Consider the following 12,292-nt stretch of genomic DNA (forward strand, 5'->3'; position numbering starts at 1 on the left):
CGGAGAGATGTTCTCCCCGTCCGCTTACTGTGGGAATCGTACTGTCATGCGCCCGCCCGGCACATCGATCTCGCGTACAACCGCACGCAGGGCTGGAATGAGAATTTCGCGCCCATCCTCACTGCGCACGGCATAGACATCGTTGCTGCCCGTACGGAGAACATTCTCGACCGTGCCGAGCTCATTGTCCTCCTCATCGTACACCGTCAGCCCCACGATATCAAAGACGTAGTACTCGCCCTCATCGAGCGGTGCCGCCTCTGCGCGTGCGACCGTGAGCAGCCGCCCCGTAAGTTTCTGCGCGTCCTCGCGGACAGCGTACTCACGGAAACGCATGAGAAAGTTCTTCCCCTGCGGCTTGACGCTCTCGATGTGCAGCAGCTCATCGCCGACCATAACCTCGCGCAGCGCAGGAAAACGCTCGGGAAAGTCCGTCAGCGGAATGATTCGCAGCTCGCCGTGAATCCCGTGCGCCGCACCGACGCGTCCGATGACGATCCGCTCATTGCCTGCATCAGGAACGGATGGCGACAATCTTGTCATCCTCCACCAGAATCTCGACGTTCATGAGCTCGCGCATATCGTCGCCGACCTTCGCCTTGACGAGACGCTCAAGCGTGCCCTGCACGATTTCCGCACCCTCGACGAACTTCTGCAGCTCCTCGCGGTGTGCCGTCGTCTCCTCGATGTAGTCGAGACGACGCTGACGCTCCTGACGGATCGCGTTGATGTGCTGGATCGCCTGCGGCGTCAGCTCGCCCTGCTCCGCCTCCTGCATGACGCGCTTCTCCTGGATGCCGAGCTGCTGCACCTCGAGCTCCGCACGGCTGAGACCTTCCTCCATCTCCTTGAGCATCTTTGCGCGCAGCTTCTCCGTCAGCTTTGCCTTGACGGTGACAGGCACCTTCATTGTGATTGTATCCACTCTGTATTTCTCCTATTGCAACAAATATGCAAAAACGGCGACCGTCCGAGACGCACGCCGTTTGCACATCAGCCGATCTCGACCGTTGCCCTCTTATTCTCCTTCGTCGCGGCAGCCTTGACAACACTGCGCAGCGCTTTTGCGATGCGCCCCTGCTTGCCGATGACCTTACCCATGTCATCCTCTGCCACACGAAGTCTCAATATGATCTCCTGATCATCCTGCGTTTCGTCAACGACGACAGCTTCCGGATGATCGACCAAGGATTTTGCGATAACCTCGACTATCTCTTTCACGCCGGTCGTCTCTCCTCATCGCAATACGCACGCCGCGAGAGCTCACCGAAATGGTGGAGTCCCCCGCGCACGCACTGTATTTGTCAGTCCTTCTGACGCTTTGCCTCGGCGAATTTCGCCATCGTACCGTTCTTGCTCAGGAGGTTCCTGACCGTGTCGGTCGGCTGTGCGCCCTTCTTCATCCAGTCGATTGCCTTCTCCTCGTCAATGCTGACGACAGCGGGCTGCTTCGACGGATCGTAGTTTCCAAGGATCTCGATGAATCGACCGTCACGCGGTGCACGCGAGTCGGCGACCACAATGCGATAAAAGGGATTCTTCTTCGCACCCATGCGGTTCAAACGAATCTTGACTGCCATAATTTCACCACCTTTCGTTGTGTGTTATTTACTGTGTATTTATTTGAAGAATGGCATCTTCGGAAGCCCCATACCACCGAGTGACGGCATGGAGGGCATTCCGCCCTTGCCCTTCATCTTCTTCATTTTCTTCATCATCTTGCGCATCTCGCCAAACTGCTTGAGCAGCTTATTGACATCCTGCACGCGTGTTCCGCTGCCCGCAGCGATGCGCTTGCGGCGGCTGCCGTTGATGATCGTGATATCCGCACGCTCCTTCGGTGTCATCGCACGGATAATTGCCTCAAGCTGACGCATCTCCTTGCCGTCGAGATCAAGCTCCTGATCGCCGAGCTTCTTCTTGAGATTGCCCATCCCCGGAATCATGCCGAGGATGCTATTCAGCGATCCGAGCTTCTTCACCTGCTGCAGCTGATCGAGGAAGTCGTCGAGTGTGAAGTCATTCTTGCGAAGCTTCGCCTCCATCTTCTTCGCGTTTTCGAGGTCGAAGTTCTCCTGTGCCTTCTCCACGAGGGAGAGCACGTCCCCCATGCCGAGAATGCGTGATGCCATGCGGTCAGGATGGAACACCTCAAGCGGCTCGAGCTTCTCGCCCATGCCGACGAACTTCACGGGACAGCCCGTGACCGCCTTGATCGAGAGTGCGGCACCGCCGCGTGCATCGCCGTCGAGCTTCGTCATGATGACGCCGTCCAGCCCGAGCGATTCATCAAAGGACTGTGCGACGTTGACGGCTTCCTGTCCCGTCATGGCATCGACGACAAGCAGGATCTCGTGCGGCTTTACCGCCGCCTTGATGTCGCGCAGCTCCTGCATCAGCGTTTCGTCGATCTGCAAACGTCCTGCCGTATCGATGATGACGACATCGTTCGCATGCGAGGCAGAATGTCCGATTGCCGCGCGCGCAATGGCGACGGCATCCTCCTGTCCCTGCGAGAACACGGGCACTTCGACCTTTTCGCCGATCACTTCGAGCTGCTTGATCGCAGCGGGACGATAGATGTCGTCCGCGACGAGCAGCGGGCGTTTGCCCTGCTTCTTGAGCATGAGCGCGAGTTTGCCCGCCGATGTGGTCTTACCCGAGCCTTGGAGGCCGACGAGCATGATGACGGTCGGCGGGTTCGGACTGATGTTGAGACGACTCTCCGTCCCGCCCATCAGCGCGGTCAGTTCCTCGTCAACGATCTTGATGACCGCCTGTGCCGCCGTGAGTGTGTCGAGCACCTCCTGCCCAACGGCACGCTCCTTCACGCGCTTGACGAAGTCCTTGACGACCTTGAAGTTCACGTCTGCTTCGAGGAGTGCCATCCGCACCTCGCGCATGGCATCGCTCACATCGTCCTCGGTCAGCTTTCCATGTCCGCGCAGCTTCTTGAAGATCCCCTGCAAACGATCGGACAGATTCTCAAAGATCATTCTCCCACCTCCTTCGTATCATCCTGTGATGTGTATTGTTCCAGTTCGTCCGCGATGCGCCGCACATCGGCGGACGCAATCGGTTCTCTGAGTGCACGCAGCTCTGCACAGATCGCAGTAAGTGCGTGCTCCTGCGCCTGTTGACGCGCGAGGAGTCCGAGTGTCTCCTCCATCTCCGTGAGCGCACGCTCTGCGCGGCGAATATTGTCATGCGCCGCCTGCCGCGTGATGCCCAGCTCCTCGCCGATCTCCGCGAGGGAAAAGTCCTCTGCGATGTGCAGACGCAGACACTCGCGCTGCTTTCCCGTGAGAAGTCCTCCATAGAGGTCATACAGCCGTGCGAGCTCGTAAAGTCGCTCCATGCACATCACCTGTTTCTAAACACTGGTGGAATTATAGCGACAAACGAAGAGCCTGTCAAGTATTTTTCTTGACAGGCTCTTTTATCTTGTCTCTTAGCGACGGAATTTTTCCAGCGGCTCTGCGTGGTCGGTCACGAACTCGACCGTGCCGATGTACGCGCCCGCCGCATCGTACATTGCCTGATAGTGCACGCGGATCGGACGCTCGCGGATGTAGCGGTGCACGATCATCTGCGTGCGCTTCTTCGCCTTGAAGTCCGCGATCAGATTCCGCACCACGGGGATGATCTCGGGCGGGTGGCAGTTCATCACGTCGCGCCCGAGTGCGGACAGCGGACGCGTGAACACCTGCCCCTCGTTTGTGAAGAAGCGGACGACATCATCCTTGTCGATAAACGTGATATCCACGGGCAGCAGCTGAAGAATCGTTGTCAGCTGCTCCATCGAGAGCTCACCGGTCGGAAACTGGAGCTTCCCGCCCACCTGAGACTGTGCGAGACGCGCTGCCTCCTGATCGAGCCACGGCTGCGCCTCTGCCCACGCGGGAATCGGAACGCCGAACGAGATGCCCATGTCCGGCAGATCGTGATAGCAGCGATACCATTCCATCTGCGTGAAATAGCGCAGGCTGAGCGGGAAGAGAATCTTCTCCTCCTTAAAGATCATTTCACGTACGCGCTGCGTGAGTGCACGGATCCGTGCCTCATACATGGGCAGCGTCTCTTCGTCCGCCTTGAGCGCCTTGATAATCATGGCGAGCTCGCGCTTCATCTCATCGTCGATGCCCCACATGACCTGCGAGGGTCCCGTGACACCGTAATCGTAGAGAATCGGCATCAGCAGTTCTTCCTTCTTGATGTAGTGGGAGCGCACATCACCGAGCGCGAGAATGTGCTGGAGCATGACATCCGTACGCTTTGCGCCGTCCAGTTCGCCCTCAATCGTGTCGAGCAGCGCGTCGAGTGCCGCATTCTCCGCACGCAGGATCGTGAGCGGATGCCCCTCGGGCAGCGCGTCGATGTCGTCGGGATTCACCGATGCCGCCTGTGCGTGAATCTCGTCATGCGAGAGCGCCCCCGGCGGCGGTTCGCTCGCCACGCCGTGAAAGAGCGCCGAATGCACATCGCAGAGACGCTGCACCTCACTGACAGGCATGCCCTCCTTGATGAGGGTCTGCTCCGCCGTCATGATCTCCTGTGCGTCAACGTGACTGAACTCCTCCACGAAGTCCTTGCGGACGGAGTCGAGATCCTCACCACCCGACAGGCGTTCGATGAAGTTCCGAATGCGCCCCTGCCGCGACTGCGCATCATCACTGATGACCTGATATCCACGCTCCTCGAACGCCGCGATGACCTTCGAGAGCTCGATCCCCTTCACCGCCGCGCCGCGCGGAATTGTCATGATACGCCCCATCACATTCAGTGCGACGGGATTTGTAATCTCCTTAAAGCCGATCCCCGCCATGATCTCACTGACTTCGGGATTCTCCTCCACCAACTCGGCGACCGTCTTTTTCAGATCCAGTATCTTCTCCATCGTCAAAGCTCCTTTATATATCAAATGCTCTTTGTCATCTCTGTGTGACGATTATAACGCAGGTCAGTGAAGAAAGGCTGTAACCTTTGGTACGAAACAAAGAAAAAGACTGCCCCGAAAAGAGCAGTCTCAAGATATTTAGAGGGTCTTAAACGTAAACTCCGTTCCGTCGAAGCCAAGCTCCACAGTGTCACCACCGCGCACCGCGCCCGCAATAATCTTCTTCGAGAGCGAGGTCTCGACTGTGTGCGTCAGCAATCGACGCAGCGGACGCGCGCCGAAGTCGGGGTCGAAGCCCTCGTCCGCAAGTGCCGTAATCGCCGCATCGTCCCACGTCAGCTGAATATCCGCCTGACGCTCAAGACGCTTGCTGAGCGCCGCGAGCATGATTGCCGCGATGCGCTTCACATCGTCCTTCGTGAGCGCCTTGAACACGATCGTATCGTCCACGCGGTTCAGGAACTCGGGACGGAAATACTCCTTGAGCAGTGCGCGCACCGCTGTCTCCGCCTCCGCATAGTCCTTGCTCAGGATCTCGTGCGAGCCGAGATTGCTCGTCATGATGATGACGGTGTTCTTGAAGTTCACGACGCGCCCCTTGCCGTCCGTCAGACGCCCATCGTCGAGAATCTGCAGCAGCACGTTGAACACGTCGCGATGTGCCTTCTCAATCTCGTCGAGCAGGATCACGCTGTACGGGCGGCGGCGCACCGCTTCCGTCAGCTGCCCGCCCTCATCATAGCCGACATAGCCCGGAGGCGCGCCGATGAGACGCGAGACGCTGTGCTTCTCCATGTACTCGCTCATGTCAATGCGGATCATGCTCCGCTCATCGTCAAAGAGCGATTCGGCAAGGGTCTTTGCAAGCTCGGTCTTGCCCACGCCCGTGGGACCGAGGAAGATAAACGAGCCGATCGGACGGTTCGGATCCTTGATGCCCGCACGCGCACGCAGGATTGCCTCACTGACGGCGGTCACCGCCTCGTCCTGTCCGACAACGCGCTCGTGCAGCACCTCCTCAAGGCGGAGCAGCTTCTCGCGTTCGCCCGTCATCATCTTTGTCACGGGGATGCCCGTCCAACGGCTGACAACACGCGCGATGTCCTCCTCACCGACCTCCTCCTTGAGCATCCGCTCACCGTCCGCCTTCGCGGCAATCGCCGCCTCCTCTTCCGCGAGCTTCTTCTCGAGTTCCGGCATTTTGCCGTATTTCAGCTCCGAGGCGCGTGCGAGGTTCTGGGCACGCTCCGCCGCCTCCATCTCGCCGCGCAGCTCATCCATCTCCTTCTTGATGGCACGCACGCGCAGGATCGCCTGCGTCTCACTCTCCCATTTTGCTTGGAGTTTCGCTTCCTCGGCGTGCAGCTGCTCCTTCTCTGCAACAAGAGCGGCGAGTTTTTCCTTCGATGCCTCGTCCGTCTCCTTTTTCAGTGCCTCCTCCTCGATGTCGAGCTGGAGGATCTTGCGCCGAATCTCGTCGAGCGGTGCGGGCATGGACTCGATCTCCGTGCGCAGCTTTGCCGCCGCCTCGTCGACGAGGTCGATTGCCTTGTCCGGCAAGAAACGGTCGGAGATGTAGCGATCGGAGAGCGTCGCCGCCGCGACAAGTGCTGCATCGCGGATACGCACACCGTGATGCACCTCGTAACGCTCCTTCAGCCCACGCAGAATCGAGATCGTATCCTCCACGCTCGGCTCACCGACCATGACGGGCTGGAAGCGTCGTTCGAGCGCCGTGTCCTTCTCGATGTACTTGCGGTACTCGTTCAGCGTTGTCGCACCGATGCAGCGCAGTTCACCGCGTGCGAGGAGGGGCTTCAACAGGTTGCCCGCATCCATCGCGCCCTCGGCTGCGCCCGCACCGACGACCGTATGCACCTCGTCGATGAAGAGCAGTATCTGCCCCTCGGACTTTGCGATCTCATTGAGCACACCCTTGAGTCGTTCCTCGAACTCACCGCGAAATTTCGCTCCCGCGACAAGTGCGCCCATGTCGAGCGAGTAGAGCGTCTTGTTCTTCAGCGACTCGGGCACATCCCCCGCCACGATGCGGCGGGCAAGCCCCTCGACAATCGCCGTCTTGCCGACACCCGGCTCACCGATGAGCACAGGGTTGTTCTTCGTACGGCGCGAGAGAATTTCAATCGAGCGGCGAATCTCCTCGTCGCGCCCGATCACGGGGTCGAGCTTGTTCGCACGCGCCGCCGCTGTCAGGTCACGCCCGTATTTCTCAAGCGATTGGTACCCCTCCTCGGGGTTGTCGCTCGTGACGTTCTGCTTGCGATGTTTCTGGATCGCGTCCTGCACGGCACTCTTCGTCAGCCGGAACTCGCGCGCAATCGCCTGCACCTCGTCGCTCCCGTCCGTAACGAGTGCGAGCAGCAGATGCTCGGTCGAGACGTATTCGTCCTTCATCGACTTCGCCAGTTCCTCAGCACGCCCGAGCACGCGCACCATATCCATCCCCATGCCGAGACGATTCGTCCCGCGCACGCTTGGAATGGAAGCAAGCTCCTTTTCGAGCCGTGCCTTGAGCAGAGGCAGATCAACACCGCAGACATCAAAGATGGTTGCGAGCAGTCCCTCCGGCTCCTTCGCGAGTGCGAGCAGCACATGTGTTGATGTAATTTCCTGATGGTAGCGCATCGCCGCGATCTGTTGTGCCGACTGCAGTGCCGCAAGCGTACGCGCTGTGTATTTATCCTGTTCCATAATGCATTCCTCCGCCATTCATTTTGATGTTCTTGAATCCATTATAACAGATAAGGTCAAAAAGTCAAATGTTTTCTTTGATTTTTTGACCTTTATTTTTTAGAAGAGGCTCTGCCTTCGTTGAACAGAGCCTCATACATTCAGATCATATTCTTTTTATAGCACTCATAGAGCCCTTTGAGCTCCTCCATCTTCGCGTACATCTCAAGCTGCAGCGCGGATGCCGTCGGATAGTCCCCCTCATTGAGTGCCTTGATGAGCAGCGTAAAGAGAGCCTTGTCGTCGATTGTGTCCTTTGCGAGGTAGATGCGCAAGTCGTGGATCTTGTTCCACATATAGGCGTCCTGATCCGTCACAAAGTCACTCTTGATCTCCGTCATGCGGCGGACGATGTTGCGGTTCTCCGGAATGATGCGGCTGATGAGCTCGATCTTCCAGCGCAGGAGTGCTCCCGTGCGGAACGAATCGATGATCTGCGGTCGGAGCGTATTCGCCTGTGTGAGCACTGCCACCTTCTCTGGGTAGAGATCGAAGCCGAGCATATTCTCCCAGACCGTCGCGGGCGGCTTTCCGAAACGCGCGTCGCGCTCATCCGCCGTATAGTGTTCGAATACGTCCTCCTCGCTCCGATAGGCGCGGTCGGTTTCGAGGTAGAGCCCCTTCTCCCCCGGCTGCTTCGACAGCTCCGCGAGCAGTTCCGTCGTACTGCGTCCCGCCGTATGCTTGATGCCGTCGAAAATCGCAAGATAGGAGGCAGCTATGACAAGGTAGGTGTTCGAGTAGGGATTGGTCGCGCGCAGCTCGAAGCGCGTCGCGAGCGGATTTTTGAGGTCACGGATAAGGCTCACAAGCACCGTGCGGTTGCGCGACGGGATCGCGGGCGACGCGCCGAACGAGGTAACGACGCAGACCGGAGCCTCAAAGCCCGGCTTCAGACGGTTGAACGCGTCGTTTGTCGCCGAGACAAACGGGTTGATCGCCTCGTAGTTTTTGAGCAGGCCCATGAGTGCGCCGTAGCCGACTGCATTCATATAGTCCGCATTCTGATCGTCGGCGGCAAAGAGGCTGTGACGCTTGCCGTCCTTCGTGATCGCGGCAAGACTCAGATGCGTATGCTCGCCGTTGCCCGCGAGCCCGATCAGCGGCTTCGCCTTGAAGTTGACTTCGAGGCCGTAGAGACGGAATATCTCACGGACAAACGTGCGCACGAACAGCTCATTGTCCGCCGCCTGCACGGCACTGTCATACTGCCAGTCAATCTCGATCTGCTCGCAGACATGCGTCATGCGGCCGCTCTCATCGATCTGCGCCTTGAGCCCGCCGACCTCCTTGTGTCCCATCTCCATGTGGAAGCCGTATTTGTCAAGTTGGATGAGGCAGTCCTCAAGTGCCGTGCGAACCGCGCCGTGCGTGCGCTCCCAATACTGCTCGTTCATCACCTGCGAGGCGGACATCTCCTCAATGGATGCGTTGTCGTCGAGCGGTGTCTTGACCCAGAACTCGAGCTCCGTCGCCGACGTGAACGCGATATCCACGATGTCCGCACCATTCAGAGAGGGCGCACCCGAGATCTTCGGATTGGCGTGGAAGAAGTCGAGAAGTTCCTTTTTCACATAGGCGAGCGTATCCACGAGCACGGCACGCGAGTCGACACGCTTCTCCTCGTGTATGATGAACGAGGGAATGCGCAGCGTCCCAATCGGCAGCCCCGTCTCTTCATCCGCCCCCTCGGGATCGTAGTCCACGAACCAGTTGACTGCGGGATCAATCGGAAGATCCACCTTCGCATTGTTGATCGTCGCGATCTTCGGCAGAACGACAGAGGAGCCGTCCGTCTGGACAGCGGTCCCGTTGTAGAATTTCTCAATGTCTTCAATGAAGATCCGTACGGGAATCTTTTCATCGGTATCGTTGCCCGCCATGTCGATGCCGACGAGCGATACGAAGCGCACTTCGGGATGCGCCTTGAGCTGACGAATCACCTCTTCACGCGGCGTATTGGCAGGAATTTTATAGAGAAGCTCGTTCATCTTTGCGTACCACCTTTTTCCAAAAGAACACCGAACAGATCCCTGTCCGCACGGCAAAACCACACGCGCCCATCTTACCATTTTTCGGAGGTCGTTGTAAAGATATTGAGAAGAAGTATTCATTTCCTTAATTTTGTACGCATTGACGGCGATTCCCTATACACATAGAATATAGGAAGCACTGATAAATTCAGCACCATCATCTTGACGCATCTTTTTTGCCCGCACTTCGTCGGCAAATCCTCCACATAGCTTTGGCTATGCGTCCGGTTTGCCTCCTTGTTCGGACGAAAAAATCTACGCCAATCTGACGGACTTCATTTTATCAGCGATTCCTATAGAAAGACATACATAATAAAGAGAGAGAAGAAGATGCCGTGAAAAGCAAGCTGAATGTAGATTGGACATGGATTCGCTCACACCTGCCGAAAGAATTTGCAGATCGGGACATAGACAGTTTTGGCGGCTATTACTTAGACGGCAGGAACGTCATGTCGGAGGGTGAGCGCGGCGAGCCGGACACACTGGAGTACGCGGCACGCGACGAGGAGGATCTTCGACTGTGGCAGTTTGATCACGTTTGTGAGCTGCTCGGCTATGCGTTGGAACTGGAACACCGTACAGAAAATGCAAAAAAATGGCGCTATGTAAGAGTACGCGCCGAAAACGGAAAATGGCTCTATGCAGAGCGAAGGTCGTATGTCTATAACGCCATTGAGGATACGCGGCTCGCCGCATTTGAACTGTATCTTCGTCTGATCCGACCTGTCTTTTCACCGGAGCACTTTGAGGAGCGCGTACAGGCACACGTTAGACTGATGAATCGCTGGTACCGTACGCCGCATTGGGACTTTGACCGAAATGCACTCTGCTTTGTCGAGGTCAGCGATGCAAAGGAATATGCCGGCGATGCAGATAACTCGGAAGAGCCGCGGGCAGGGTCAGTTATACAAATGCTGGGTTAAAGGAGCACTGATAAATTCAGTAATTCCTTGACGCAAACGAATACCAATGCACAGAGAGGATGATGGCTATGAATATCACCATACGCATATTGCAGCTGAAGGGGCGGGCGCATGAACTCATCCGCCGTTTCCCCGTCGCCGTCTTTTGGCAGGCAGTCCTTTTCCTCGTCGGTGCAGGCATTATCCTGCTGCGTCCCGATTTGTATGCGGAGGGTTGGCACAGCGACTATTTCGAGCATCTCGTACGCCTCGCCCCCGCCGTCTTCGGCGCATGGATGACGGCGGTCATGTTCCGCCTCTTCACGGATGTATTTCCCGTGAAAAAATCCTTGCTGCTGCATGCGGCATCGTCTGCCGTTCTGTTCCTCCTCCTTGCCTATGCGTGGTATGGCGTGGAAAATCCGAGCCGCCATCTGATCGTTGGGACACAGGGCATCTATCTCGCACTCGCCTTCCTCGCACTCTTCCTTCTCGAACGAGCAAACAAAGCCCCAGGACTTCCCTCCCTCCTCTTTGCCGCTGCCTTTTCCATCGCGACGAGCATCCTGCTCTTTCTCGGACTCATCCTCTGTGTCGCCGCATTCTGGGCACTGATCGTCACCGATGCGGACGGATGGCTGCCCGAGACAACCTATCTCTTCTCCGGTCTGATTGCATACGGCGGCTGGGGACTTGCCGCATTCCTCGCCGCACTGCCAAGTACGGGCGCACGCTATCAGTTCCCCGCCGCCACGCAGAAGCTGCTCCTCTATCTCTTCTTCCCCGTCTATCTCCTCCTGCTCCTCGTCCTCTACCTCTACGTCGGCAAGATTATCGGCGCGGGCGAAATGCCCGTCGGCACGATGAATTGGTACGCTTCGTTCGCGCTCCTCGGTTTCGCCTTTTTCTTCGGCACGCTTGCCGCGCAGGAGCGTCTTCCCCTCTTTTCCCGCTTTCTGAAATGGGGGCTTCTCCTCTTCCTCCCCATCCTAGCCATCCAGATCTACGGCGTATGGCTCCGCTATGAGGCATACGGGCTGACAACGCTGCGCTACACCTCCATGATCTGTACGTTCTGCGGCATCTATGCGCTTGCCGTCGCCTTCCTTCGACGAAAGCCCCAGCAAGTATACCTCTGCGCCGCCATCCTCGCGCTCATCTTCAGTCTCACCCCGCTCAACGTCGTCGACGTACCGCTCCGCAGTCAGGAGGCACGGCTCACGCAGATCCTTACGGAGAACAATCTCCTGCAGGACGGTCAGGTGATAAAGAGAGATGATCTCCCGCGCAAGACCATTGCAGAGATTGCCGACATTGCGCGCTACATTGGTGAGGATGCCTCTCCGCTTGCCGCACAGGTGCTCGCCGCCAATTTCAATACGCACAATGAGACATTTTCTTTCTATGCGAAGAGCTCTCAGGAACACTCTGTTGCAGGCTACCAAAGGCTCATACCTTTTGATACACACAATATCAACAACGATGGATTCTTGACTCTCCAACGAGAAGACGGAACCGAGGTGCGCATTGATCTGAGTCCCTATGGCACTGCCTTAGTCGAATATGGGAAGGAACACAAAACCCTACCGATTATGGATTATGAAACGGATGTTTATTTCATTTGCTTTGAGAGTGCCGTCATTGAATGGGGCCGAACCGGCAGCATTCATTGGGTACATGCGTCCGGCTTTGTTCTGATCCGCTGAGAA

The 12,292-nt window shown here is 57.3% G+C and carries 11 protein-coding genes; 2 read left to right on the top strand and 9 right to left on the bottom strand.

Features of this window, described 5'->3' with window-relative positions; translation table 11 throughout:
- Positions 1-24: 24 nt before the first annotated feature.
- From rimM to BCS37_RS07560, 9 genes are all read right to left on the bottom strand, one after another.
- Positions 25-543: a ribosome maturation factor RimM gene (rimM, locus tag BCS37_RS07520; protein ID WP_069180871.1), complete on the bottom strand. Its 519-nt coding sequence runs from the start codon at positions 541-543 to the stop codon at positions 25-27.
- A complete protein-coding gene (locus BCS37_RS07525; protein ID WP_006691520.1) occupies positions 515-925 on the bottom strand; it encodes a YlqD family protein in 411 nt (136 codons plus the stop codon). Before BCS37_RS07525 ends, rimM begins: the two co-directional genes overlap by 29 nt.
- Positions 926-993: 68 nt before the next feature.
- On the bottom strand, positions 994-1,221 hold the full coding sequence (locus tag BCS37_RS07530) for a KH domain-containing protein (RefSeq protein WP_006306836.1): 228 nt from the start codon (positions 1,219-1,221) through the stop codon (positions 994-996).
- Between the two features lie 83 nt (positions 1,222-1,304).
- Positions 1,305-1,580, bottom strand: coding sequence for a 30S ribosomal protein S16 (gene rpsP, locus BCS37_RS07535; RefSeq protein WP_006691519.1), 276 nt, complete (start codon positions 1,578-1,580; stop codon positions 1,305-1,307).
- Positions 1,581-1,619: 39 nt separating this feature from the next.
- Positions 1,620-2,996 (bottom strand): signal recognition particle protein, encoded by a 1,377-nt coding sequence (gene ffh / locus BCS37_RS07540; RefSeq protein ID WP_069180872.1) that lies wholly within the window; start codon positions 2,994-2,996, stop codon positions 1,620-1,622.
- Positions 2,993-3,358, bottom strand: a complete 366-nt coding sequence (gene ylxM, locus BCS37_RS07545) for a YlxM family DNA-binding protein (protein WP_069180873.1) — start codon at positions 3,356-3,358, stop codon at positions 2,993-2,995. The genes ffh and ylxM overlap by 4 nt, the downstream gene beginning before the upstream one ends.
- A 93-nt stretch (positions 3,359-3,451) precedes the next feature.
- Complete coding sequence (locus BCS37_RS07550; protein ID WP_069180874.1) at positions 3,452-4,897, bottom strand: DUF438 domain-containing protein; 1,446 nt, start codon at positions 4,895-4,897, stop codon at positions 3,452-3,454.
- Between the two features lie 138 nt (positions 4,898-5,035).
- Positions 5,036-7,609: an ATP-dependent chaperone ClpB gene (gene clpB, locus BCS37_RS07555; protein WP_069180875.1), complete on the bottom strand. Its 2,574-nt coding sequence runs from the start codon at positions 7,607-7,609 to the stop codon at positions 5,036-5,038.
- 140 nt (positions 7,610-7,749) lie between these two features.
- A complete protein-coding gene (locus BCS37_RS07560; RefSeq protein WP_069180876.1) occupies positions 7,750-9,639 on the bottom strand; it encodes a glutamine synthetase in 1,890 nt (629 codons plus the stop codon).
- A gap of 377 nt (positions 9,640-10,016) precedes the next feature.
- Here BCS37_RS07560 and BCS37_RS07565 point away from each other — a divergent pair, with 377 nt between their 5' ends.
- Entirely contained in the window at positions 10,017-10,604 is a 588-nt protein-coding gene (locus BCS37_RS07565; protein ID WP_069180877.1) for a hypothetical protein, read from the top strand.
- Between the two features lie 68 nt (positions 10,605-10,672).
- Entirely contained in the window at positions 10,673-12,289 is a 1,617-nt protein-coding gene (locus BCS37_RS07570) for a DUF4153 domain-containing protein (protein WP_237142699.1), read from the top strand.
- The last annotated feature ends 3 nt before the right edge of the window (positions 12,290-12,292 follow it).

The sequence above is a fragment of the Selenomonas sp. oral taxon 920 genome (assembly GCF_001717585.1).
GTDB lineage: Bacteria > Bacillota > Negativicutes > Selenomonadales > Selenomonadaceae > Centipeda.

Excerpts from the sequence above, each read along its gene's own strand:
- rimM (WP_069180871.1), bottom strand. The coding sequence starts at position 543 with ATGACAAGATTGTCGCCATCCGTTCCTGATGCAGGCAATGAGCGGATC.
- rpsP (WP_006691519.1), bottom strand. The coding sequence starts at position 1,580 with ATGGCAGTCAAGATTCGTTTGAACCGCATGGGTGCGAAGAAGAATCCC.
- ffh (WP_069180872.1), bottom strand. The coding sequence starts at position 2,996 with ATGATCTTTGAGAATCTGTCCGATCGTTTGCAGGGGATCTTCAAGAAG.
- ylxM (WP_069180873.1), bottom strand. The coding sequence starts at position 3,358 with ATGGAGCGACTTTACGAGCTCGCACGGCTGTATGACCTCTATGGAGGA.
- BCS37_RS07550 (WP_069180874.1), bottom strand. The coding sequence starts at position 4,897 with ATGGAGAAGATACTGGATCTGAAAAAGACGGTCGCCGAGTTGGTGGAG.
- clpB (WP_069180875.1), bottom strand. The coding sequence starts at position 7,609 with ATGGAACAGGATAAATACACAGCGCGTACGCTTGCGGCACTGCAGTCG.
- BCS37_RS07560 (WP_069180876.1), bottom strand. The coding sequence starts at position 9,639 with ATGAACGAGCTTCTCTATAAAATTCCTGCCAATACGCCGCGTGAAGAG.
- BCS37_RS07570 (WP_237142699.1), top strand. The coding sequence starts at position 10,673 with ATGAATATCACCATACGCATATTGCAGCTGAAGGGGCGGGCGCATGAA.